Here is a 24,951-nt window from a genome sequence, read left to right on the forward strand (position 1 = left end):
CTAGTGCTCAGCGAGCGTAGAACTCGACCACGTACTGGATGTTGATCTGAACCGGGATCTCCTCCGGCTCGGGCTTGCGGACCAGGCTGGCCTTCAGGGAGGCCAGGTCCACGTCCAGGTAGCCGGGGACTGCGGGTAGCACATCCCGGTGGACGCCTTCGGCGGCGATCTGGAAGGGGACCATGGTCTGGCTCTTGGGCTTGACCTGGATGGTCTGGCCGGGCTTGACCCTGTAGGAGGGGCGGTCCACGATGTTGCCGTCGACCAGGATGTGGCGGTGAACCACGTACTGGCGGGCCTGGGCGGTGGTGCGGGCGATGCCGGCGCGCAGGACCAGGTTGTCCAGGCGGCACTCCAGCTCGCGAAGCATGGCGGCACCGGTCTGGCCGGACTCATGGGTGCCCCGCTCGTAGGCGGCACGCAGCTGCTTCTCGGAGACGCCGTACTGAGCGCGCAGCCTCTGCTTCTCGCGCAGACGGACGGCGTAATCGGACTCGGTGCGACGACGGCTGCGGCCGTGCTCGCCGGGGCCATAGGGGCGCTTCTCGAACAGGCGTTGGGCCTTGGGGGTCAGGGCGATGCCAAGAGCGCGGGACAGGCGGACCTGGCGACGCGCACGCTGAATGTTAGTCATTGATGCAATCCTTACTTGCTTCTGTCGTTATCTGAACGAAGACGGCCGGAACCGTCGAGTCAGGCCTCTCCAATGCTTCACCGTGCCAAGCACGAACGACCTTGCGGCCGCCGACCCATTGATGGGCTGAGACTCCAGATAGGTTCGCGCACAAATGCGCAAACCAAGTGTTTATTAAACCACATGAGCCCGACCTGGGATTACATGTATGTTGTGATATATTCATACCAACGGTCGGTATATTATATTGATCCAAGGCATGAAGACTCCCCCAACCGATCAACAACGACCCATCTCAGGGATCTGAAAGGAAGACGACCATGGCCCGCAACGCACACCCCGAGCTGACGCAGGAGAGAATCGTCGAAGCCGCCACCGAACTCTTCACCAGCCAGGGCTACGACAAAACCAGCATGCAGGACATCATCAATGCAACCGGAGGCTTGAGCAAGGGGGCCGTCTACCACCATTTTAGGTCCAAGGAAGATCTCTTCGACGCCGTGGCCGACAGGTTGATGAACACCATGAGCGAGACGTCCGGCAAAACCCAAACCCGATCGAAGCAAGGCACGGCTTTGGAGCAGCTGCAGTCGCTCTTCTCCCCTGAGCGAGCGCAAAAGAGACTGGAGGCCGCGAATCTGATGTTCCGCAAATTCAACCCAAAGGCCAATCCCAAGATGATCGGCATGGAATTCACCTCCTTGGTGGATGAGCGGGACGACTTTGTCGACCTGATCACACAGGGCAACCAGGACGGCTCACTGCATGTGGAACACGTCGAACAAGCCGCAGAGATCCTCCGCCTACTGGCCAACATGTGGCTGCTGCCCTTCTTTCGCCGGGGCACGAAGGCAGAACTGCGCACCAGAGCCGCCTGTTTCTTCTCGATCATGCAAAGCTTGGGCATCCCCCTGCAAGATCAGGGATTCTCCGACCTATTGGCCTCCTTCGGCACCGACACCAAAGGCAACAAGAAGGAAAAAACCGAAAGCGAAGTCGCGATATGAACCCGCCCGCTCACGACCAAACCTCAAGCATGGACCACTCCAAAGGCAAGGGGCTGCTGACACTGCCGTTCATTGCTCTTCTGACGACTGAGATTCTCTCCAATCTAGGGCAAACATGCTTGGTCTTCGCCCTGCCGCTTCACCTGCTCAACATCTCAGGATCGGCATCCCTCTATGGCATGGTCTCCGCTCTGGCGGTCCTTCCATCCATACTCCTTACCCCCCTGGGCGGAGCTCTGGCCGACCGGCTGCACAAGCAGTCCACCATGGCGGTCCTGGACATTCTGTCGGCATTGACAGCCTTCTTGTACATCCTGATAAGCCAGAAGATTGACCCGGTTTTTTTGACCGTGGCCTGCATGATGCTGGTCAATGCCTACAGAGCCTGTTACAGCCCAACGGTGCAGGCGGCCCTTCACTGTCTGGTGGACAGAAAAGACCTGACCCGCGCATCAGCCCTGGTTTCCCAGGCAATCTCCCTGGTAGGAATGATCGGACCAGTAGTGGCCGGCATGGTCATGGGCTTCTTCGGAATCATGCAAGTGGTCGGGGTTGCCGCTTTGGTCTGTCTTCTTTCTGCCGTCTGGATCAGAATCGCCGTCAGGATTCCCGAACCGGCACAGGGTCCCTCCCAAGGCCCAGGAGCACTGGTGAGCCATCTGGCTGCGGACACCAAAGCGGCTGCACAGTTTCTGGTCAGGCACAGCAACCTCAAAGTGGTCATAGGACTCAGCCTGGCGGCCAACCTGATCTTTGCCTCGTACATCAACGTGGCCCTGCCATATATAATCACTCGGACACTGGGCCTGAGCAATGCCATGCAGGGGCTGGCCGAAGGGATACTGGCCTGCGGGAGCCTGCTTGGAGCCATCCTGGTGTCCATCCGCCCTAGCTGGTTCTATCTGCAACGGATACCCTTGCTGCTCTCGGGCAGCGCCCTGGTCCTCCTGCCCATTGCCGCAGGGCTGCTTCTGCATTTGCCTGCTCATGTCCTCTTCGCCCTGGTAACCGGGTGCATGGCTCTGGCTGCGGGAATGGTGCAGACGGTCAACATCACTTCCATGTCCTATGAGCAGATTCATACCCCTGCAATGCTGATAGGCAAGGTGATAGGGCTGACCAACAGTCTATGCATGTGCGCGATTCCGCTGGGACAGGCCGCCTTCGGCCCGCTGATCGACCACTGCCCCATGACCTTGATCATCACTGGTGTTGTCATGGTGACACTGCTGACATGTCTGATTGCCAGACTGGCCATGAAGCCGGATGAATGACTGGCAAATCAGGCATCAGCCGATCATACTGGGGTCGGAGCTGACAGGAGCGACCAGGGTGGCCCGGGTGCGTGTCAGGCGGGAGACCATGAGACCGACACAGGCATAAGCCAGAGCGAACAAGGCAACCACAGTCAGCGGAAGGCCCCAGGAGGCCAAACCTGTTGTGCTTGAATCCATGATTGATTGGACTGCAGTGTTGTACCACCAACCCGGCGTCAGTTTGCCGATGGTCTGCATGACCGGAGGCAGGGAGCCGCCGGAACTCGATCCTGAGGTGAACATAACCACCAGGCCGAAGGTGACCCCGACGGAGTTTATGAGCGAAGAAGAAGGATTGAACTGAGAAAGCATGAATCCAAAGGATGCCGCCGATACAGCGAATATCAGCATGACGAAAAAGCTCAGCAGCACCCTCCCCCAGCCAAACGAAGCCAAGGACACCCCCGATGCCGCCATACTGAAGGCAACGAGTGCCACGTAATATGCCCATGAGACACCTGCCACAATGAGGGCTGCCGTGAGCTCCTGTCCATTCAGGCTGCTGGACCGGATCGGAGAGGCAAGAAGGCGTCGATGTCGGTCTGGAGAACTGAAGGCTCCGAAGAGTGTGGCTACGCAGACCGTCAGCGCTGTCATCAAGGGAAAGGCAGCCAGGCCGACTGTCGTGGCGAAGCCTTTCAACAGGGCTCCATCATCATTCTTTGGGCTGGCATGGATGCCCACATGTGGCTGGTTGCCGGCATAGTAGGCCACTGCATAGGCAGCCGCATCCTTGACCGCAGCCGGCGAGTGCAGATCCGTCGAACCGTTTTGGCCCAGACCGCTCAGCAGAGCAGTACGAATAGCATCAAAATAACTGTCCACCTGCAATTGTGCCAGACTGCCACGGCTGGAATTATAGGAGGCGGCCGTTTCAACCTTAGGAAAATCAGTCGTCTTACCGCCGCTGCGAGCTTGGGCAGCAGTGTCTTCAAGCGTCTCAAGGAACCGTTGACCATATCCCTTAGGAATGATGACGGTCAAATCGCTTTTACCCGATACATTGGCGTCCTGCAGGGCCTGGGGCTTATCTTCGACTGTCACCAATTGGGCCGATTTGCCCAGATACTTCTTCAGACCCTGGCCCAGCTCGCAACCAGCCTGGTTACCGCTATCCCTATTGATGACGACCACCTTCGCACGTGCGGGCTCAAAGCGACCAATCGAGCTTGAGGCGTTGGCACGTACCGCGGCCTGCACGTTCGTGGAACCGATGACAATCATGATCAGGCTCATGCCCACCAGATACAGAAGGAGGTAGAACTTATGCGCCCAGATGATGCGCAGTGCTGTTTTACAAGTATTCATACCGTTGTTTCCTTAGGAGCAGGCCGCAGATGGACAGGAAGACGGCAGCCATGATGGCCAGGATGCCGCAGGTGCGGGCGAAGGGTGCCAGACTGTCGTAGTAGACGATGTCGTAGAAGAGGTTGGAGACCTGCTTGACGGGGTTGAGCAGATGAAAGATGGGAGCATGCTCCTGGATGGCATTGTTGAGGTCCATAGCCAGGCTGCCATAGAGGCCGATGAAGGCACTCAACGTGCAGTCGATCGCTATTACCAGGCCAACCTTCGTTTCGGTGGAAAGTTTGGGAATGGCGCCCATCATAGAGCCGAAAGCGGTCGCCATAAAGGTGCCCACTGCGATGGCTATGAGGGCTATCGGGTCGCGACCGCCGGTCTGCACGCCGCAGACTGTGCGGACGAAGATGTAGGCGACCAGGAGGCTGGCTGCGGAGAAGAGCCAGGAGGCAAGAAAGGCACCCGCTGCCTGCCGCCGCTTGGGGCTGGGAGAACTGTCCCGTCGGGCTCCCAGGGCTGAAAGGTTGGGCTGGGTCCTGGCAATCATCTCGGCTGCGGTGCTGGCACCGATAAGGCAGGCCATAGCCAGCACAGCGAAGAAGTAGGGCGCGGTCATAGAAGGGTGGATGTGCGTCAGGCGGATTTGCTTGGTGTAGGTCTGTTCGCCGGACTGCACGAGTATTCGGATATTCGTCGAGGCCAGGGTGGACCTTGCGGCGTTGGCCTGGTTGAAGCTTCCCAGCGAGGCGGACAGAATGGAGACCGTTATGCCTTCGGAGGCGGTTGAGTCGGATTGGATGCTGGCGGCTTCGCGGTCCGACAGGACCATGTTGACCAGTCCGTCAGGACCCGCGTACAGGTATCCGATGTCCTTCCGGCCATCCAGACGTGTGTCCGCTTCGGCCTTGGAAGCCACCGTCGTCGGGATAAGCAGCCGAGTGTCATCGGACCCGGCCTTGGGTTTCTTCGATAGTGAGGAAACGAGCTCGTCAGCACCTGGGCTGGCTTTCCAGTTGGCGTCCGAGACAATGGCGAAATGCTGTGCCTCGGCAGTGTAACCGTCTTGCAGGTTGCCCATGATGCCCAGCATCAGAGCGGCCAGAATGACCGGGAAGGCCAGGACCCAGAAGAGAGAGGAGGTGTTGCGTATCGAGGTCTTGACGTTGATCAGAAATGAGTTCCACATGAATAGGTGCTCCTTTACGGCAATTGAGCTTGGGACCGCGCTCAGTCGCGCAGTTCCTTGCCGGTCAGTTCCAGGAACACATCGTTCAGGGATGGCGGACGGCTGGTCAGGTGGCCGTAGCTGGTCTGGGTGGATTCCAGGACCGTCAGCACGTCCTGCAGGTTGTGTTCGCCCTGGCGGCAGTGGATGACCAGTTCCTTGCCGTCATAGTCGGCGGATTGGGCCAGGGGCAGGGCACGGATCCGGGCCAGTGTGGAATCCTGTAGGTCCAGGGTCTCGACGGTGACCTGCTCGCCGGCTTGGACCATGCCCTTGAGTTCCTCGGCTGTCCCCAGGGCGATCTGACGGCCGTGGTCCATGATCATGATCCGCGTGCAGATCTGCTCCACCTCCTCCATGTAATGGCTGGTGTAGACCACAGTGGCCCCCTGGGCGTTCAGCCGTTCGATGCCCTCCAGGATGGCGTTGCGGCTCTGGGGGTCAACGGCGACGGTGGGCTCGTCGAAGAAGATGAGGTCCGGCTGATGGGCGATGCCGCAGGCGATGTTGAGCCTGCGCAGCAGACCGCCCGACAGCTTGCCCGGACGGAACCTGCGGAAGTCGTCCAGCCCCACGAAGTCGATGGCCTGCTCGACCAGATCCTTGCGGTCGGCCTTCCTGGGCACATAGAGGGAGCAGAAATAGTCGATGTTCTCCTGCACGCTCAGTTCGTTGAAGACGGCCACATTCTGTGGAACCACGCCGATATGACTTTTCAGGTCGTAGGAGGTCGGGGTCATCTCCTGCCCGAATATCCGAACCGTCCCCGATTCATAGCTGAGCAGGGCCAGGATGCAGTTGATGGCGGTTGACTTGCCTGAACCATTGGGGCCAAGCAGTCCGAATACCTCACCACGACCGACTTCCATATCGAAGTGGTCTAAGGCCACCATGTCACCGTAACGCTTCACCAATGCGCTGACCTTCAAGGCCGGCTCTTGCTCACGTGAACTGTTCATGATTCCATCATCCCAGCTATGGCTGGCCCAACACCGTGACAGCCGTCATCAATATTGTGGATGGTCGAATCAGACCTATGACATTTGTCATGGGTGCTTCCGCATGCGGATAGGCGCAGGAAGGGGTAGCCCGCCAATTATTATTTGAGACAATAGGACAACAGGGCGAGGAGACATTCATGGGCAGGATAGCTGGTTGGCTGGTCCTGCTTGCTTTGGGGACCTTATGCGGATCATGGTATGGTTCAGGGGTTTCAGCAACCCTGATCGCCGGCCTCCTGGCCTCTCTAGCCGCAGGGGCCCTGTGTGAATGGCTGCTGCCGGCGCCAGGTTCCATGTGTGGCGGCGCTCTGGTGTCGCTTTTGGCAATGTTCATACCTGTCTGGCTTTTCTTCTTGCCGGCTCTGGCCTTCGAGGCAGGGGTTGGACTCGGAACCATGGTTCTAGCTACCGGATCAGCCGACTTGAAAGACACCCAGACCAAGGACTCTGTGCTGGCCTCCCTCAGGCAGCTCTTGGCCTTGCTGCCTGCATTCTTTTGGCTGATACCTGCCATCACTGACCTCATACTGTTCAGAGGCCTCACCCAAGGCTATGCGCTGCTTGTTTTGTTGACATCAGCACTGACGCAAGGCGGCGGACTGGCATGTGCGCACTTGGCCGTGGCTAAGGGTCGTGAATGGCAGATTGAAGACACCGAGCGCTACCGGATTCGCCAATTGCACGGCCGCATCAACGACCTGGACGAGGAGCGGGCCCAGGCGACCCGGATGGCGCACTTATCCGAGCGGACCCGGATCGCTCGGGATATTCATGACAATGTGGGCCACCTGCTCACCCGAGCCATCATGCAAGTCCAGGCTGGCCGGGTGGTTGCGCAGAGCAAGGGCGATCAAAGTACCGAGCGGATATTGGATGATGTCGGCAAGACCCTGAATGAGGCCATGACCACAATTCGTCGTTCGGTGCATGACTTGGAGGATGAGGGCACCGACTTCGCATCCCAGATGGAGGATGCCAGCTCCGAGGCTTCTATGGGGCGGCTGAAGGTCGATCTGAACAACGGCATCGAGACAGCGCCTGCACCAGTGTGCCGTTGCCTGGCCACCATTGTTCGCGAGGCCCTTACCAATACGGTCCGCCATTCCTCAGCCAGGTCGGCACAGGTCATTCTGTGCGACCTCCCGGCCTTCTGGCAGATGGTGGTGCAGGACGACGGCGGGTCTCAGCAATCGCAGCCTGACAGCCGCGGCATGGGGCTGGCCGATATGGAGGCCAGGGCCAGGGCCTTGGGCGGCACGGCCAACAGCGGCCCCAACCGACAAGGATGGAAGGTCTTCGTATCCTTGCCCAAGGAGCCCTGGTCCGACCACAGCGCAGCTGAGCATGGAGAGGATAGGAAGGTCATGGCATGAAAGTCGCTATCGCTGATGACGATCCGATTGTCTGCTCGTCCCTGTCAACGATTCTGACGGCAACTGGTACTGCAGACGTGATCTGGACAGCCAATGACGGCCAGTCAGCCCTCAAGTGTTTCCAGGCGGCTGGCGGCAGGCCTGACGTGCTGCTGCTCGATGTGCAGATGCCCGGCATGGACGGCCTGGAGGCGGCGGAGCGCATCATCGCCGTGGATCCGGCTGCTCGTGTGCTCTTTCTGACCACTTTTGCAGACAAGGAATATATTTCCCGCGCCCTGGCCCTGGGAGCCAAGGGGTATGTGATCAAGCAGGACGTGGCCTCGGTGGTGCCGGCCCTCCAGGCCGTCATGGCCGGGCAGACGGTTCTCGGAGCCGAGGCCGTGGCTAATCTGTCGCTTGGCAAGCAGGAGGAGCAGACGCGAAAGGACCCGTCCAAGCCTGTTCCCCGGCGCTTCCAAACCCTGACCGACCGCGAACATGAAATCGTCGCTCTGGTGGCCGATGGCCTCGACAACCAGGCCATCGCCAGTCGGCTCTGCCTCAGCGAAGGCACCGTCCGCAATCACATCTCCGCCATCCTAGCCAAGACCAACCTGGCCAACCGCACCCAGCTCGCCGTGGAATGGCTGTCCTCGCAAGAGTCATGAACGCATAGATTCTGTGGTCCCGTCCGTGGGTAGGCCCTGAGTCTCGATCGTTCAGAGCTTTTCGATCGGCGCCAAGCGCAGCATCAGCCGCTTGGTCCCCTCGGAACCGAAGTCCACGGTCAGGACCGAGTTGTGCCCCTTGTCCTGAATGTCGACCACCTTGCCCAGGCCATACTGGTCGTGGGCCACCCTGTCTCCCAGGGAGAAGTCCTGAATGGATAGGCCGTTCGACTTGGGCTGGGCCGAGGCCCTGCCAGCGTGTGAGGTTGACGACGGGTTTGTCGTGCTCCGCCTGGTCATGACCCTTCCATTTCTGGAGGAGGAGCCGAACGACCGCTGCGAGGAGGTCCGCGAGCGCCCGTATCCATTGCGGGAAGAGCCAAAGCCGGAGCCGAAGCCGCCGAATGAACGATGACCGAATGCACGGCCGTCGCTTTCATCCTCGAAGCCGCCGAATTCGTCCTCGTCGTCACCCAGGTCCCAGCCTGCGCGCATCCGCTCGTTGCCGGCCTGCCTACGCTTCCAGTCGATCAGCTCGTCAGGGATGTCATCCAGGAACTGACTGGGCAGCATCTCATTGACCTGTCCCCACTGGGAGCGGACGGCCGCCCGGGTCAGGTAAAGACGCCGCTTGGCACGGGTCACGCCCACATAGGCCAACCGACGCTCCTCCTGCATCTCGTCGGCATCCTCCAGGCAGCGGGAGTGAGGGAAGGTTCCCTGCTCCATGCCGGTCAGGAAGACCACCGGATACTCCAGGCCCTTGGCCGTGTGCAGGGTCATCAGCGTCACCTTGCCCGAGTCGTCGCCCAGGCCCGGCAGCTGGTCCGAGTCGGCCACCAGTGCCGTGGTCTCCAGGAAGCCCGCCAGCGTGGCGTCGGGAGTCTTCTGCTCGAACTCGGCGGCCACTGACTGCAACTGACCGAGGTTCTCCAGCCTGGAGGCATCCTGCGGATCGACCGACCTGCGCAGCTCGTCCAGCATGCCGGAGTCCTCCAGCACCTTCTCAACAATCTGGGACGGCTTGGTATCGTGCTCTGCGGCAAAGCCGGTCAGGGAGGTGATTAGATCCCTGAAGGCCTTCATCCGCTTGACCATCAGCGTGGAGGCCCCGGGCACCTCCTCGATATGCTGCACCCCCTGCCAGAAGGAAACCTGATGCAGATCCGCATAGGAGGTCGCCGCCGCCTCGGCACGTGCGGCCAGGCCGCGCTTGGGCACGTTGAGTATCCGGCGCATGTTCACGTCGTCCTGGGGATTGGCGATGGCGTGCAGATAGGCCAGGGCGTCCTTGATTTCCTTACGCTCGTAGAAGCGGGTCCCGCCCACCAGCTGATAAGGCAGACCGGCGTTGATCAGCCCCTCCTCCAGTGCGCGGGACTGGGCGTTGGCCCGGTACATGATGGCCATGTCGGAGTAGGGAATGCCCTCCTCGCTGCGCAGTCGGGCGATCTCGGTGGCGATCCAGGCGGCCTCCTGCTGGGCGTTGTCGGCTGCATAACCCACGATGGGCTCCCCCTTGCCCAGGGCGGTCCAGAGTTTCTTGGGCTTGCGGCCCTCGTTCTTGACGATGATGGCATTGGCCGCATCCAGAATGGTCTGGGTGGAACGGTAGTTCTGCTCCAGAAGGATGGTCCGGGCTCCGGGGAAGTCCTTCTCGAAGTCCCTGATGTTGCTGATGTCGGCCCCTCGGAAGGCATAGATGGATTGGTCCGAATCGCCCACCACGGTGATCCAGGCCTGGTCCTGTTTGCCGGCATCGGCACCGGCCAGCTCGCGCATGAGCACGTACTGGGCATGGTTGGTGTCCTGGTACTCGTCCACCAGCACGTAGCGGAACCGATGGTGGTAATACTGCGCCACCATCGGGGACTGCTGGAGCAACTGGACCGTGCGTACGATCAGATCGTCGAAGTCGACGGCGTTGGCCTGAGCCAGCCGGTGCTCGTACTCGGCGTAGACCACGGAGTAGAGCTCCTCCTCGTTGCCGAAGCGGGCGGTGATCTGCTGGCCGCGCTGCCCGGGCCGGTAGTCGGGGGCGTACTCCTGCAGCTGGGTGCGCCAATCCTGCAGGTTGTTCTTGTAGTCGGATATGTGGCCCAGAATGTTTCTGGGGGTGTAGCGCTTCAGATCGATGTTGAGATCCTTGCCGATCAGCTTGATCAGACGCTCGGAATCGGCCGTGTCATAGATGGTGAAACCCGATCGCAGGCCGATCTCCTTGCCATCCCGCCTCAGAATGCGCACGCAGGCCGAGTGGAAGGTGGACACCCACATGCGGTCGGCCACGGGCCCGATCAGTCGGCGCAGACGCTCGCGCATCTCGGAGGCCGCCTTGTTGGTGAAGGTGATGGCCAGGATCTGGCTGGGCCAGGCGCCGAACTGACTGAGGATCCAGGCGATTCTGCGGGTCAGCACCCTGGTCTTGCCCGAGCCTGCGCCTGCCCCGATCAGCAGGGCCGGCCCCTGGTATTGCACCGCCTCGGCCTGCCGATCGTTGAGCCCCTTGAGCAGCTCCTTGGCGCTGCGCTGGATCAAGTCCGGTTCCTCGTTCACAAGCCACCTCTTGCCATCTGGTCTCGGTCACCGTCTCAGGCCGGATGGCGCACACCCGGCAAACAACCATTTCTACCACAAAGCGGTGTCATCGGTCTTGGCTCATGGGTTAGCCAGCAAGCATACCAACACAAATAAAAGACCCCGTCCGCCTTAGATAAGGAAAGCGAACGGGGTTTAGTCGGGGAAGTCGAGATGACCCGGTCAGTTGCGCACTTGGTCCTTGGCGTTGTTGACAGCCTCGGTGGCGCCCTGCTCAGCCTTGGCCTTGCCGACCTTGGCATCGGCCTTGGCCTGGTCCATCTTGTCGGAGGCGGCGTCCTTGGCGTCGCCCATCTTGTCCTGGGCAGCGTCCTTGGCGTCGCCCATCTTATCGGCAACGGCGTCCTTGGCATCGGATGCCTTGTCCATAACGGTGTCCTTTACATCGCCAGCGACATCGGAAATCTTCTCGCCGGCAGACTTCATGGCATCCTTTGCATCATCCAGAATCCCCATATGGTCCTCCTTAGGTCCTTGAACGCACCGTGACGATGCGTGACCATTGCGGTCAATTTTCACTGTAACAGTTAGGGCCTTGAATCCGCGGATTGACGGGCTGACACGCCAGGAAGACACTCCAATCCGCTGGAGGTGAAACCTGGCGGATCAGGGCGGCCGGACCACAGTCCCAGAACCGGGTTATCTTGGTGTCTATCCGTCGGGACCATAGGGGCCCCGCATTCATGACGACAAGGACGATGACATGCAGGAACTTGAGGAGCGAATCCGCCGCCAGGGCACGGTCAAGCCTGGCAATGTACTCAAGGTGGACGCCTTCCTCAACCATCAGTGCGACGTGCGGCTCTTCGACCACATGGGCGCTGAATGGGCCCGCCTGTTCGCTGGGCACCAGATCGACAAGATTCTGACCATCGAGGCATCCGGCATCGGCATCGCCTGCCTGGCCGCCCGCCACTTCGGGGACGTGCCGGTGGTCTTCGCCAAGAAGACCCAGTCCATCAACCTTGACGGCGACCAGTACACGACCCGCATCTACTCCTTCACCAAGCAGCGTGAGTACCCCGTCATCGTGGCCAAACGCTTCCTCAAGAAGGGCGAGCATGTGCTGATCCTTGACGACTTCCTGGCCAAGGGCAACGCCCTGCACGGGCTGATCGACATCTGCCATGATGCCAAGGTCGTCATCGAGGGCATCGGCATCGCCGTGGAGAAGGGCTTCCAGGAGGGCGGCCGCACCCTGCGCAAAGAGGGCTACAACCTCAAGTCCCTGGCCATTGTGGAAAGCATGGACCCGGACCAGGGCACCATCACCTTTGCTCACAATCCTGCCTGAGTAGGTCGGCACCCGGTCCGGGTCGCATAAACGATGGACTCAGTCCACCTGATGCTCGCTGGTGCCGCCCTCCAGAATGGTCTTCACGTCGTTCAGCGAGATGTTGACCATGGCGGTCACGGCGGCATCGGTGTAGAAGCCGATGTGGGGCGAGACCTCCACATTGGGCATGGCCTTGAGGGTCTCCAGGGCCTGGTTGTCGACTTTGGTCCCGCTCAAATCATTTTCGAAGATGCCGGCCTCCCCCTCGATGGTGTCGATGGCGGCACCGGCAATGGACTTGGTCTGCAGGGCCTTGATCAGGGCCGGGGTGTCCACAATGGGGCCACGGGCGGCGTTGATCAGGAAGGCCGAGGGCTTCATGGCTTCCAGCGCCTGCGCGTTGATCAGATGGTGTGTTGTCTCGTCCAGCGGCGTATGAACGGTGACGATGTCGGCCCGCTGCAAAAGGGTGGGCAGGTCCACGTAATCCAGGGTGTCCGCCAGCTCGGGGCGGTGAACTGGATCGTTGGCGATGACGGTGGAGCCCAGGGCCCGGAAGATCCTGGCCACTGCCGATCCGATCTTGCCGGCTCCGATGATCCCCACGGTCAGATTGTGGATCTCGTGGGCCTGAAGCCCAGCCCAGGTATAGTCGTCCTTGGCCTCGCGAGCGCTGGCCTCCCCCAGATGCCGGACCAGACGCATGACCTGGGCCAGGACCAGTTCGGAGACCGACCGGGGCGAGTAGGCAGGCACGTTGGTGACGACAAGCCCGTTCTCCCGAGCGGCCTGCAGGTTGACGATGTCATAGCCGGTGATCCGCAGGGTCAGCTGCTTGAGGCCATACTCCTTGAGCCGCTGGTAGAGCTCGGGCTCGGGCAGGGCCGCGTGCTGCTGGATGACGATGCCGTCGTATCCCTTGATCATGTCCACGGTTTTCATCCCCAGATCGTGGTTGGTGGTGTCCACCTGAATGTCATTGGCTTGCGCCCAGGCCTGAATGGCCTCCTGCTCGTCGGGGCGTACTGAATACATGAGAATGCTGGTCATTTTCTAGTCCTTGGTAACTGTCCTCGTTGATTGTTGCTAGATGATGGTTGTGATGATCGCCGAGTGAATCGCCGGAAGGATCAGCCACGATTTTGAGCGCGCATATAGTCGCCGATCCGCTCCACGGCGGTATGCAGATCCTCCATGGAGGCAGCATAGGAGATGCGGACGTAGCCTTCTCCCCCAGGCCCGAAGCTTGCTCCGGGGATTACCGCCACCTTGGCCTTTCGAGCCAGGTCGTAGACGAAGCTCCAGCTGTCGCGCATGCCCTCGGGCAGCCGGGCGAAGATATAGAAGGCGCCCCTGGGATCGATGACGTCCAGACCGACCTCGGGCAGGGCCTTGACCAGATAGTCCCGCCGCTTGCGGTAGGCCTCGCGCATCGGATCCGTGTCATTCATGCCCTTGGTCAGAGCCTCCTGGGCCGCATACTGGGCATTGGTGGTCACCGAAGTGATGGTGAACTCGTTGACCTTGCTGATCTGATCAATGACATCGGCCGGGCCAGCGGCGATGCCGACCCGCCATCCAGTCATGGCATGGGACTTGGAAACCCCGCCAAGAACGACCGTTTGTTCGGGCAGGATGGTGCCCATGGACACATGGGTGCCCTGATAGGTCAGCTCGGCGTATATCTCATCGCTGAGCACGAAGAAGCCGTGCTTGCGCGCCACCTGGGCCAGAGCCTCCAGATCCTCACGGGCGTAGGTCACTCCGGTGGGATTGGTCGGATAGTTGAGCACCAGGGCCTTGACCGGACCATCGCTGTTTTCGATGGCGGCCTCCAGCTTGTCCGGCCTGAGAATGAAGCCGTCATCGGATGTGTCGACGAAGACGGTCTTGGCTCCGCTCAGCTGGGCGATGGGGATGTAGAGGGGGAAGATGGGCGTGGGCAGAATGACCGTATCGCCCGGGTTGATCATGGCGGTCAGGCCCGAGAAGATGCCCCCAGTGGCCCCTGCCGTGATCACAATCTGGTTGTCAGGGTCGTAGTCCAGTCCGTACTTAGAGTGGAGATAATCGGCAGCCGCCTTACGAAGACTGGGCATGCCGCGACTCTCGGTGTAATGACTGTGGTTGTCCTGGATGGCCTGGATGCCCGCCTGCTTGACGTGCTCGGGGGTGAAGAAATCCGGCTCCCCCAGGGTCAGCTTCACGATGCCGTCTATTCCGGCGATCTCCTTGTTGAACTCGAGAATGTCGCTCGGCGCCAGGGCTTTGACCCTGGCATTCATATGATCCGCCAATGTCATTGGCTTGTCCTTTCCCATGCGGTTACTACAACCATTGTTGCTGGTGCCGCCCTACCGACTATGCGGTGACGATGCACGGGAAATGCTGTCGACGACTGCAGGGCCGGTGGGTTCCGATCCATGCAACCGTTCCTACAAGGCACGCGGCGTCACAGATCGAATCCGTGCCACCAATAGGTAAATCGTGTGCCCTGCATGCTGAAACCTCCTGCGGAATCTACAATCAGCATTGCTGATAAGCATACTGCGGAATTTCAACAATCATATGAGCGTGACCATTATTTGACCAGTCTCTTCCATTTTGCGGACGCGATTGGCATGCAAAACACGTGTTTATAGCAGGTGACACAATGCCAGACCAGATTGATCTTGAAATTTCCCAGATAGATCTTCAGGTTCCCTGGGAGTCTTCCTCGGATTACCCATTCACCAGACTGGCAAATCGCAGTTCGTGATCTTTATCAGCACATTGAGATAGCCCCGTCCCCCTCCGCGCACAAGCTCTCATCACATTCCACCCCATTCCCTTCCAGCACGAAGCCTTGGTCGGTTGTATGTTGGGCTCAATTTCTTCGCAATGGTCGTCAAGCAATGGTCGGCAAGAACGAATTCGGGTAAAGAGCCATGTCAAAGTGTTGTCGTACCGCCGAACTCGGCCACGAGACTGGCTTGTTTGACTGTCAGGCCTCCGCGTTGAGATCTCTGTCATATACTTTGCCTCAAAGACAGCCAAGAGAAGGAATCCTTGGATGTCGGTCAAAAGGGGTGAGGGAATGACGAAACGAGTAGCGCTGGTCACTGGGGCCACCAGCGGCATCGGGTACGAAGCCTCTCGAATGCTCGCCGATCTTGGATACCGGGTATATGCGGCAGGACGACGAGTCGAGCGACTGAAGCCGCTGGCCGACACGGGGGTGACGGCCCTGCAGATGGACCTGACCGACTCTGCCTCCATCGAGAAGGCAGTCGGTCGAATTCTGCAGAAGGAGAAGCGGGTCGATCTGCTGGTCAACAACGCCGGCTACGGGTCCTATGGGCCGGTCGAGCAGGTCTCCATCGACGAGGTCCGTCGACAATTCGAGGTCAACCTCTTCGGACTTGCCCGATTGACCCAGCTGGTACTGCCCGCCATGCGCCGGACCAGACGCGGCCGAATCGTCAACACCTCATCCATGGCAGGCCGGATGGTCACCTATATGGGTGCCTGGTACCATGCCACCAAGTACGCCCTTGAAGCCTCCAGTGACGCCCTGCGCATGGAAATGCGTCCCTTCGGCATCGACGTGGTCCTGATCGAGCCCGGAGCCATCGCCACCAACTGGGGCACAATCGCCGCCGACCATCTCCAGAAGGTCACCCGCAAAAGCGCCTATCAAAAGGCAGGCTTCCGTGCTGCTGCCGGACTGCGCAGGCTCTACTCCAGCAGGCATTTGACCCAACCAACAACCATTGCCAAGGCCATCGTTCGTGCCTCGACGGTACGCTATCCCCGCCCACGTTACCTTCTGGGCTTCGGCGCCAAACCTCTGGTTGCCCTTCATGCCCTGCTACCCACCCGTGCCTGGGATTACCTGATGGTCCATGCCAAGGACCTGTAAATGAAGGCATAGGCTATTTCCAAGCCGAAACAAAAAGGGGGTTTATACTCTTCTTGCGTAGAGAAGAATCTTTTATTTCTTATAAATCAATATAGATGATATATAAATATTTAAATAAAATTAGAATTTTCTCTATGAGACACTCTAGTTTTAATGCCAACGAAACTGTATCCATACAAGTAGCTTGACAGTCATAACCGTAATCTCAATTGTTACGACTCAAAAGTTCTATATAGTAACCATACGGCATGTAGACCAAAAGTTGATGCCTATCAAACGATTAAGAGTGCCAATATAACATTTCGCAAAATAAGAAGTAACTCCAGTAATTTTCATTGAAAGATAAAAAGAGAGCAACGGACACAATTGCTGTCTGAACGCGAACAAGGCAAGCCCGCTGCTGACGACCTGCTCCTCAATAGTGCGGTCTATCAGCTTGATTATCCATTGACCGGCTGAGTTCCGGCTTACTCTTCCGCTCCAAAACAGTATTGGCGCCCCCATCAGGAACAGCCAAGCGACCATCCCGACAGAAAGAAACAAGGAAATGAGTGGTTCATCCCTGCAGCAAGCAAGTCACAATCACTCCACCCGGGCATCTATTGCTACCTGGCGGATGGCCTATGAAAGTATGGTCAAGTCCAGTTCCAGTCTTGAAAAAGGTGGATGGGCGCGCGATGCTGTAGAGGTGCTGATTCAAGAGATTGAGCCCAACCCGGAAGGCATGATGGAGGTGGATGCCGCCTTCATGGACGGGAACAGCATGGCCTTGGTCGCAGTGGCCGGCATCCAGCATGTACTCCACCCACCCCATATCCGTGGCCAGATAGCTGAGCTGACGCCATACAAGTAGTTTCTTGGTGGCACGGGGGCAACTCGCTATGATCAGGTCAGCAGATTCAAAATGCGCAATATGCTGACGGACAGGCCAGAAGACGCTGGAAGCTGGAAGCTGCCAAGGCTGCAACACCGGAGTCTGCCGGCCCCTACCGAGGGCACGATACGGTCGGGACCATCACCTTGGATATGCCAGGGGTTGGTGGCTGCCGACACATCGACATCGCGGCTACTTATGAAGCAGCCGGGCAGAGTAGCCGATTCTCCCCTGCCCAGCTCGGGCATCTATGTAGACAGCGCCATCAGAGGGGCGGCCGCCACCAACATGGAATTCGCCTTTTGCACAGCCAGACAAAGCGAGCAGATACAAATACTCAGGGCCCATCCGGATAGCAAGGGCGGAGCACGAATCGAGCCGGTGAAGAAGGAATGGCTGCAGGAATATAAGCGCTCACTAAAGGCGCCCATCAAATGACCGTTTTCAATATATTGGGCGCAGGGACGGCTATGTTGCCTGATGAAAGCCATAAGTTTGAATAAACTAATTTTTTAATTTATGCATGCTAAACATGTGATTTTAAAATCAATAGCCTCAGGCAGGCCCGTCCAATCGTCACCGCCGACTGTTGGAGGGGGGGCATGCCGATCGGCTATGCGAGTGTGAGCGCACTTGAGCAGAATGAGGATCTGCAGACCGACACTCTCAAGAAGGCGAGGCGTGAGAGGATCTACGTCGATTATTCCTCAGGGGCCAAAGGCCAGCCGTCCGCAGCCCGACCGAGCAGACGGATACCGCCATGCCTGATGAGATGTTGGTCTTCAACATGTTCTCCGGGCTGGTATCGACATTCCAGAGTCCGACCATTTTGCTGCTTTCCGCTTCCTTAGTGAATTTCATGAGCTTGTCGTGCTCATCATCGTCTTACCGGCGTCTCTCGGCAGGCCGATTCTCGGGGTGGTTGCAGACGAAGGACAGCACCCTGACATCGGGGTTGGCTTTGGCCATCTCATACTCCTCATGCGTGTAGCTCCTGTCCTCGCCGGGAGTGAGGGTGCCGTACCTGCCGCCCAGAAGCAGCACGTAGATGTCGGTGTCATTGAGCCTTTCACGGATGTAGTCGAACTGGCTACTGTTGGAGGCCATGAAGTTCTTCATGGAATATAGCTTCCCCGACACAGTTGCGCGAATATCCTTCATATCCTCGAAGGTCGAGCTGACGAACACCGCGTAATGTTTCCGTTCCGCCTGTTTCACTTGTGTTTTGCTCTGCTGGTGTACTTGCGGATCGTGCCCGTTGTCTAGCGTGCCTGCTTGCGATGTGGCACGGAAGACTTGGAAGATTTGGGTGTCCAAGGATCTAGGGGGCAAGGGGAAGTCCGCCTCGGCTTTTCCGCCACGTTGACCCATGATGGCGAAACGGAGGAGGTACCGAGAAGTGGGGAAGCAGTCGGCTCCTCCGCGCATCATCCCGCTCACGTCAGTTAGAACACATACGGGAAGAATCATTACCGATCCGTTACAGGACCGGAGGACCGACGATGCAGCCGGCGGCGGGAAGGCAGCCCGTCCGCCGCTGCACCCGGATCATCCCTGACAAGGGACCACTGCCCAGCCGGGCCGAGAAATAGAGGCAACCTAAGAAGCAGGCGGCCGACAAAGAAGCCCGGCAGGGAAGCATTGCAAGGAAGGGGCCGCACCCCTTGCAGGGGTGCGGCTCGGATACCGTCAGCGGGGCTGTTCGTCCCGCGGGTCGTCAGGCTCCGGCGCTCCGGCCTGGGCCATGACCTGCTCGCTGAACGCGAGGGCGGCCTCATGGTTCTCCGCACGCCGGCGACGCATCCAGGCTCCGCCCTGGACGGCCACGTAACCGCCCAGGAGCATCAGCCCGGCGGCCAGGACAACCAGGGCGATCTGTGAGCCCGTGGCGGGCAGGGCCGGAGGCTCGACCTTGCCGTTCCAGTCGTCGGTGTTGGACTCCACCGTGGTGTCCCCGCACAGGGCCACCCCGTCGACCATGACCGCATCCTTCGGCGTCTCCTGGACGGGCTTGGCGTCGGGGTCCTTCGGGTCGAAGGGCTTGTCGTCGCCGGGGACCACGCAGGGCGCCATCGGCCGGCCGGTCACCTTGGCCCGGTTGGTGTGGTGCCCGGTGACGCCCTTGAGGGTGCCGTGCACATCCACATACTTGCCGGGCTTGAGCTGGTAGTCGGCCCACCCGTCCGGATACTTCCAGTCCACGACCTGGCCGTCGCCGGCCACGGTCTTGTCCTCCAGCTTCAGGTCCCGGCCCAGGAACACGTAGCCCGTGCCCGTGTCGGGATCGATGCCAGACTCGTTGTAGATGTGCACCGTGATGTCGGTGTCGCCGTCCACCGTCAGGGCCTGCTTGGGGTCGTTGCGATCCCCCTGGGGCAGGTCGCTCCTGGTGTCGAACTTGACGATCCGCAGCCTGGGGGTCATGTCCGGGGTCCGGGTCCACACCACGTTCGAGGGGTTCACCTTGTCGTTGTAACGTTCGGTGAACCGGTTCTCGTGATGCTTGGTGACGGCCAGACGCTTGCACTGGATGTAGGCGCGCCAGCCGGCATCACGGTCGCCGGACGCGGACACCAGCGCCAGGTAGGCGGGTGTGGCCTGGATGGTCACCTTGCCCGACCGGTCCTGCTCCAGGGTGAACAGCTCGCCCAGCTTCGGGGAGACGAACCCGGAGCCGGCGATCCGGTCGCCCTTGCCGGCCAGCACCTTCCCGTCCTTGTACAGGTCGCGGGTGGCGTACACGGCCCACTGGCCCGTGTACTGGTCGAACTTGGGATCCAGCTGGTCCTCGATCAGCCAACGGTCGGCCTGGGCGTATGCCCGGTTGGCCGGCAGGATGCTGCTGTCCAGCTGGTAGAGGAACAGCCGGTCCTTGTAGATGCTCCTGCCGTTCGTGCTCTCCCCGTTGACCTTGACCACCACATCCTTGGACGGGTTGATCGGCTTGAGCGGGTTGGACACCTGGTTGGTCTGCTTGCGCAGGTCGTTGATGACCTGCGTGGCCTTGTTCTTCACCACGTAGCCGTCCTTGACCTTGATGACCCTGTAGGGAAGCACCAGGTCATAGGTGCGGCCCAGCAGGCCCTGGTCGATGGCCGGCTCGAGCAGCGGGTTGTGGCTCCTGGCGGCGTAGGCGGCCAGGTCGGCAGGCTGCGGGTCGCCCTTGAGGATCTCCCCGGTCGCCGGCACCCTGGTGTCCACGGTCCGGGCGAACGCGTAGACCACGCCGTCCTTGACCTGGATGTTGAACTTCTGGGTGTAGTCCTTGCCGTCCGAACCCTGCACCTCGATACCGGAGGGGTCGATGGACAGGTACTCGTCGTCATAGTCGTCCACCAGGCCCAGCCGCCACACGGCGTACGCCTGGTTGGTCTGCCTGGCTTCCAGGGTGACCCGGTAGTAGCCCGTGTCGCCCAGCAGGAGGGTCTTCCCGTCGATGCTGACGCCCTGGTCCTTCGAGCTGACGTCCTTCTTGACCGGGTTGAAGTCCGGCGGGGTGTTGAACACCTCGTTGGACGGGGTCAGGCTGTTGTTCAGGGTCAGCATCCACCGGTTGTTGACCCTGTGCCCGGCAGGGGCCTTCTTGCCGACGGTGCCCTCGAACCGCAGCTGGATGCGCGGGTTCCCGCCTGCCCTCCACTGGCCGATCAGCGCCTGGTCGGTGAAGACGACCTGCACCAGGTGGTGCGCGTCGTCCCACTTCGTGCTGTACCGGCTCTTGGGGATCACCCGGCCGGTGTTCAGATCCATCAGCTCCAGGGTCTGCTTGTCGACCTTGAGCCACTGGTCGTAGGTGTCCGTGAGGATCACGCGGCACACCCCGTAGGCCAGGTCGTCGGGGAGTTTGGGCTGGGTGAGCAGCTGGTATTCGACCTTCTGGCCGGGGTAGACGACCTTGCCGTCCACGCTGTCCTGGTCGCCGCCCTGGCTGGCCTCGGACACCACGTCCTTCTTGACCGGCGGCACGTACCCGCAGATCTTCGGCTCGTTGGTGGCCACCTTGTGGGTGTTGACCTGCTCGTAGGCGCTGTTGGTCAGGTCCGCGCCTGTGGCGCCGGGCTCCTTGCAGAAGGTCAGCTCGTCGCCGGGCTGCCTGCCGAAGTCCTTGCGCACCTGGGCCGCTCCCTTGCCGCGGGCGAAGCTGATCGACCCGGGGACGAGCATCGTCACCTGCAGGGGGTCCGCCATGCCCTTCAGGCCACGCGGGTACGACGGCTTGGCCTTGGCCACGGCATGCGTGCCTTTCATGGTGATGTCGAACCGGTCGGTCACATCCTGGCCCCGGTTGGCGATGTCGCTGACCGAGGAGGCGCGGTCGGTGCCGGCCTTGGCCTGGTAGACGCGGATTTTCGACACGTCGTCCGCCTTGAAGATGTAGGACGCCTGTGACCAGTCGTCCCCGATCTCGAACTGGGCGGGCGCCTCGATTAGGTCGGCCGCCACCGTGGCGTTCACCACTGAAGCCACCCTGTCGCCGTCGAGGAACTTCGCATTGTCGGCGCCGGTCGTGTCCGTGCGGGACGGGTCGATGACCGCCGCCCACCTGCCCGTCGCCGTGTCCTGCCTGATCCAGGACTTGTCGGGCTGGGGGCGCCACGTCGGGAACTCCTTGGCCCCCGTGTCCACGGCCGGCCTCTTGTTCCAACCCACCGTCGCATGATCGCTGACCTTGCTGAAATCAGGCTTCGACACCCGCACGTCGAAGGACAGCTCGTACTGGTGCTCCAGCGGCATCTCCCCATTGTCGGGGGTCCGGTCGACCGTCAGCAGGCCCGTGGCCTGGTCCCAGACAACCGAGAACTCTCCGGCCACGTCACGGCCGTCGGTCAGATCCCTCAACCTGATGTTCTCCACCGAATACGGGACACCATGCGGGTCGATTTGCTCGCGGAAATGCAGCTCATAGCCGCCACGGCCCGTTCCGGTCGTGATCGTCGTATGGTTGACCATCCGGTCGGCCGAAGTGCCCTTCTGGATCTTCTTCACCGGAGCGGGCGGGGGGACCGAGGAGACGCTGAACACCTCACGCGGATCACGGTCCGGGGTGTCCACCACCCCATCCATGCGACCCTGCTGCGGCACCTGCACATCGAACCAGTACCGGCCCTCCTGCCAATAGGCCAGGCCGAAATCGGCCGGGGTGAACCCGACCCGCGCATCACCCTGGTTGGGCAGGGCGACGTTCTTCACCGCCTGCTTCGCGCCCACATACCCGTCAGGCTGGCCATCGTAATGCATGACCACCGTCGCGGTCACGTTCTCCCGGATCGGGGAGCCCGAAGCATCCGCATGGATTACGTCCTGGACCTCATTGGTGCCGCCGACCACCATGGCCGTCAGCGACTGCTGATCCGTGGACACCTGGAGACGATAATTCGCAGGCTTCGGCTCATATATGTTGAGCATGATCACCACAACCGAAGTATGCGTGGCATCGCCCGCATACTCGTCAGCAAGCTTATCAACCGAGGTACCAGGCTGATCAGCAAAATAGTCACCGGTTTTATATGGTGAACCATGGTTGCTGAATGTCTTGCCGGACACGGTGGCCATCCAGTTTTTTATCCAGATGTCGTGGCTGGCCCGGTCCAGGCCTTGATAGACCTTGCCCGGGGTGGTGACCATGCCCACGGCCACCGTGCGGCACTGGCCATCGCCTGACTGGTCGGGATGTGCCTCATTGAAACGCGCCAGGCAGTTCGTGTTGGCCTCATTCAGGGCCTTGTCTATGGATCCCCACGCCTGCTCGTTGTGGATGGTCACGCCCATCTCCGCCATCGCAGTCATGACCGCAGCCCGGTCGGCGCCGCCGAAGGCGCCGCTCTCATTGTCCCGGTAGGCCCAGGATTGGGCGAACTTGCCCGAATGCGAGTTGCTTGTGTTGTCGCCGCCCGATCCGGCGCCGCCGGCGGCGAAGACCGGCTGGACGCCGATCATAAGCGTGGCCCCGGCAGCGGCTATGGCCACCGCCTTGCCCGCCCATCCGGAGCGCAGGCGCAAAAGCCGACACGCCCAGCGTCCGATCTTTCCAGGAGTCATCATTTATGTTTCCCTTCCACTATCATGAAGGGGACGGCCATGTGGTCGCCCACAAACAACGCCAGCGGGATAGGAGACCTGGTAAGAAACCGGTCCCGCTGGCAAATTCTCAATCAATCAGCCAAGGACACACACGCCAGCCGAATTACAACCATTACCGCCTGTAGTATTCCCTTTGGACCATTCCTCAAACGCTTGTTCCGACCAATTGTCCTGAGCTGGAGCTGGAGCTGATCCGCCGCCTCCGCCGCCCCGGTTGCCGGACGGCCGGTAGGCGGGCCGGCGGGATTTCGTGGAGCCTCTCCGCCCACTGTTGGAGGAGGCCTGACGGCGCTGGGTGGTGCCCTGCCGTTGCGCCTGCTGCTGTGCGGCCTGCGCCTGCGCCTGGGCTGCGGCCTGCTGGTCGGCCTGGCTCTTGGCCTGCACGGACGCGTTCACCCGGTCGATGGCCGCCTGCAGCGCATTCGCCGCATCCCGGTAGGCCTTCGCCTTATCCCCCTTGACCTGGCCCGCCTGATCGATGGCCTGCTGAAGGGTGTCACGGGTCGCATTGTCGGCCACCTTCCCGTCCGAATCGGCCAGCAGCCTCGACGCCTCCTCCTTCTTCCCGTCCAGGGCGGTCCTGGCATCCTCCAGGGCCTTCGCATCACGGGATGCGATCACCGCCTTGGCAGCCCTGGCCACAGCCGCATATTTGCCGTCGATCTTTCCGGCCTGGTCGGCCGTCGCGTTCAGATCCCCGGTGGACATGGAGGCCTTGCACCGGATCGTCTGCTCCTTGATTCCTTCGGCGTCCTTCACGCTGCGGGCCATGGCCACCACGGTCTTCGCATCCTTGACCTGGTCGGTCTTTATGCCCGCCGCCTCACGGTACTGCGCCAACCGGTCCGAGCCGGTCTTCCCCTTTAAGGCCTTCACCGCCTGGCTGCAGGATTCAAACGCCGCATCATGCCGGCGGCTTTCCACCACGCGCCAGCCCACAAGACCAGCCACGACGACCACCACCACGACCACGGCGACAACCACCGGGACCAGCCACTTCGGTCGTGGCTTGCCCGGCAGGTCTCCACCGCCCTCCGACACAATCGCCGGCGGCGCTTGGTCTTCCCCCTCGACTTGATTGGACACACTCTGCAGGTCCATGGTCCCCTCATCTTCATGATCCGCCATGAATATCCCTCTTCTCATCTACGCGGATTACTGGTGTATTCTTCCATCGTAACCGCGCGCGCAGCGTTAAAGTAAATTCCTGTACTTAAACCAGTCATCCTTACTTCAGAACCCTGACGGCGTAAACCGCAGATAAATTTTGGCGACAAGTCTCAGGTTCGCCAAAGGGCTGGATATGCATCCCCCCGATCAGGCCGGGGGTCTTCTTTTCCCCGCCGTCCTCCCCGCGAACGAGGAATCGACGCACGTACTTGGCCAACGTGCCGCGCCCGCAGCCCAAACTGCCGCCGCACCAGCAATACGGTTTGCCCCCGCAGGACACCCTCGGTCACCAACACCAACGACCGCCACCTGCACTGCACCCCCTCTCCTCATGTAGGCGTAAAACATGTCGGCTCATCTTCGCATCCACAAAAATCCCATGGATCCCCACGCCATAGCCGGCTGCAATCCAGACTCCGACCGCAGCCGTTACGCCTTCTTCAATACAGAATACACCAAAATTCTCATATTCAATAAATTCGATGACATATAATGCTGTGATTCTGGTATTCCAGAAGATAAACAGAGAATTTCCCCAACTCG

19 protein-coding genes are annotated in these 24,951 nt (G+C 60.4%); 8 read left to right on the forward strand and 11 right to left on the reverse strand.

Features of this window, described 5'->3' with window-relative positions:
* Nucleotides 1-7 precede the first annotated feature (7 nt).
* Nucleotides 8-634, reverse strand: coding sequence for a 30S ribosomal protein S4 (gene rpsD / locus JF70_RS04455; RefSeq protein ID WP_015021916.1), 627 nt, complete (start codon nt 632-634; stop codon nt 8-10).
* A gap of 320 nt (nt 635-954) precedes the next feature.
* Between rpsD and JF70_RS04460 the strand changes: the two genes are divergently transcribed.
* On the forward strand, nt 955-1,641 hold the full coding sequence (locus tag JF70_RS04460; protein ID WP_052690736.1) for a TetR/AcrR family transcriptional regulator: 687 nt from the start codon (nt 955-957) through the stop codon (nt 1,639-1,641).
* Nucleotides 1,642-1,670: 29 nt separating this feature from the next.
* Nucleotides 1,671-2,915 carry an MFS transporter gene (locus tag JF70_RS04465; RefSeq protein ID WP_231578845.1) on the forward strand — a complete coding sequence of 415 codons (1,245 nt, stop codon included), beginning with the start codon at nt 1,671-1,673 and terminating at the stop codon, nt 2,913-2,915.
* A gap of 15 nt (nt 2,916-2,930) precedes the next feature.
* Here JF70_RS04465 and JF70_RS04470 read toward each other — a convergent pair whose 3' ends face one another.
* From JF70_RS04470 to JF70_RS04480, 3 genes are read right to left on the reverse strand one after another with little or no spacing between them, the layout of a single operon-like run.
* On the reverse strand, nt 2,931-4,265 hold the full coding sequence (locus tag JF70_RS04470; protein ID WP_045935440.1) for an ABC transporter permease: 1,335 nt from the start codon (nt 4,263-4,265) through the stop codon (nt 2,931-2,933).
* Nucleotides 4,252-5,445 carry an ABC transporter permease gene (locus JF70_RS04475; RefSeq protein WP_045935441.1) on the reverse strand — a complete coding sequence of 398 codons (1,194 nt, stop codon included), beginning with the start codon at nt 5,443-5,445 and terminating at the stop codon, nt 4,252-4,254. Before JF70_RS04475 ends, JF70_RS04470 begins: the two co-directional genes overlap by 14 nt.
* A 41-nt stretch (nt 5,446-5,486) precedes the next feature.
* Complete coding sequence (locus JF70_RS04480) at nt 5,487-6,443, reverse strand: ABC transporter ATP-binding protein (protein WP_045935442.1); 957 nt, start codon at nt 6,441-6,443, stop codon at nt 5,487-5,489.
* A gap of 179 nt (nt 6,444-6,622) precedes the next feature.
* Between JF70_RS04480 and JF70_RS04485 the strand changes: the two genes are divergently transcribed.
* Together JF70_RS04485 and JF70_RS04490 are read left to right on the forward strand one after the other, a co-directional pair.
* Entirely contained in the window at nt 6,623-7,858 is a 1,236-nt protein-coding gene (locus JF70_RS04485) for a sensor histidine kinase (protein ID WP_045935443.1), read from the forward strand.
* Entirely contained in the window at nt 7,855-8,508 is a 654-nt protein-coding gene (locus JF70_RS04490) for a response regulator transcription factor (protein ID WP_045935444.1), read from the forward strand. The genes JF70_RS04485 and JF70_RS04490 overlap by 4 nt, the downstream gene beginning before the upstream one ends.
* Nucleotides 8,509-8,559: 51 nt before the next feature.
* Here the strand turns inward: JF70_RS04490 and JF70_RS04495 are convergent, their stop codons facing one another.
* Both JF70_RS04495 and JF70_RS04500 read right to left on the reverse strand, forming a co-directional pair.
* Complete coding sequence (locus tag JF70_RS04495; RefSeq protein ID WP_045935445.1) at nt 8,560-11,064, reverse strand: UvrD-helicase domain-containing protein; 2,505 nt, start codon at nt 11,062-11,064, stop codon at nt 8,560-8,562.
* Between the two features lie 204 nt (nt 11,065-11,268).
* Nucleotides 11,269-11,562: a hypothetical protein gene (locus JF70_RS04500; protein ID WP_045924523.1), complete on the reverse strand. Its 294-nt coding sequence runs from the start codon at nt 11,560-11,562 to the stop codon at nt 11,269-11,271.
* 247 nt (nt 11,563-11,809) lie between these two features.
* Between JF70_RS04500 and JF70_RS04505 the strand changes: the two genes are divergently transcribed.
* Nucleotides 11,810-12,400, forward strand: a complete 591-nt coding sequence (locus JF70_RS04505; protein ID WP_045935446.1) for a xanthine phosphoribosyltransferase — start codon at nt 11,810-11,812, stop codon at nt 12,398-12,400.
* A 39-nt stretch (nt 12,401-12,439) separates the two neighbouring features.
* Here JF70_RS04505 and JF70_RS04510 read toward each other — a convergent pair whose 3' ends face one another.
* Together JF70_RS04510 and JF70_RS04515 are read right to left on the reverse strand one after the other, a co-directional pair.
* The gene (locus JF70_RS04510) at nt 12,440-13,432 is read right to left on the reverse strand and encodes a D-2-hydroxyacid dehydrogenase (RefSeq protein WP_045935447.1); all 993 of its coding nucleotides are present in this window, start codon (nt 13,430-13,432) and stop codon (nt 12,440-12,442) included.
* An 80-nt stretch (nt 13,433-13,512) separates the two neighbouring features.
* Nucleotides 13,513-14,685 carry an aminotransferase class I/II-fold pyridoxal phosphate-dependent enzyme gene (locus JF70_RS04515; RefSeq protein ID WP_045935448.1) on the reverse strand — a complete coding sequence of 391 codons (1,173 nt, stop codon included), beginning with the start codon at nt 14,683-14,685 and terminating at the stop codon, nt 13,513-13,515.
* 773 nt (nt 14,686-15,458) lie between these two features.
* Here JF70_RS04515 and JF70_RS04520 point away from each other — a divergent pair.
* From JF70_RS04520 to JF70_RS09220, 3 genes are all read left to right on the forward strand, one after another.
* A complete protein-coding gene (locus JF70_RS04520) occupies nt 15,459-16,283 on the forward strand; it encodes an oxidoreductase (protein WP_045936125.1) in 825 nt (274 codons plus the stop codon).
* Nucleotides 16,284-16,899: 616 nt separating this feature from the next.
* Complete coding sequence (locus JF70_RS09100; protein ID WP_231578847.1) at nt 16,900-17,136, forward strand: isoaspartyl peptidase/L-asparaginase; 237 nt, start codon at nt 16,900-16,902, stop codon at nt 17,134-17,136.
* Nucleotides 17,137-17,196: 60 nt separating this feature from the next.
* On the forward strand, nt 17,197-17,595 hold the full coding sequence (locus tag JF70_RS09220; protein WP_052690740.1) for an isoaspartyl peptidase/L-asparaginase: 399 nt from the start codon (nt 17,197-17,199) through the stop codon (nt 17,593-17,595).
* Between the two features lie 447 nt (nt 17,596-18,042).
* Here the strand turns inward: JF70_RS09220 and JF70_RS09225 are convergent, their stop codons facing one another.
* The 3 genes from JF70_RS09225 to JF70_RS04540 form a co-directional block, all read right to left on the reverse strand.
* A complete protein-coding gene (locus tag JF70_RS09225) occupies nt 18,043-18,627 on the reverse strand; it encodes a DUF4062 domain-containing protein (RefSeq protein WP_082069393.1) in 585 nt (194 codons plus the stop codon).
* A gap of 219 nt (nt 18,628-18,846) precedes the next feature.
* On the reverse strand, nt 18,847-23,199 hold the full coding sequence (locus tag JF70_RS04535; RefSeq protein ID WP_156149594.1) for an LPXTG cell wall anchor domain-containing protein: 4,353 nt from the start codon (nt 23,197-23,199) through the stop codon (nt 18,847-18,849).
* A 114-nt stretch (nt 23,200-23,313) separates the two neighbouring features.
* On the reverse strand, nt 23,314-24,366 hold the full coding sequence (locus tag JF70_RS04540) for a hypothetical protein (RefSeq protein ID WP_052690741.1): 1,053 nt from the start codon (nt 24,364-24,366) through the stop codon (nt 23,314-23,316).
* Nucleotides 24,367-24,951 lie beyond the last annotated feature (585 nt).

The organism is Bifidobacterium mellis (assembly GCF_000967265.1).
Lineage (GTDB): Bacteria > Actinomycetota > Actinomycetes > Actinomycetales > Bifidobacteriaceae > Bombiscardovia > Bombiscardovia mellis.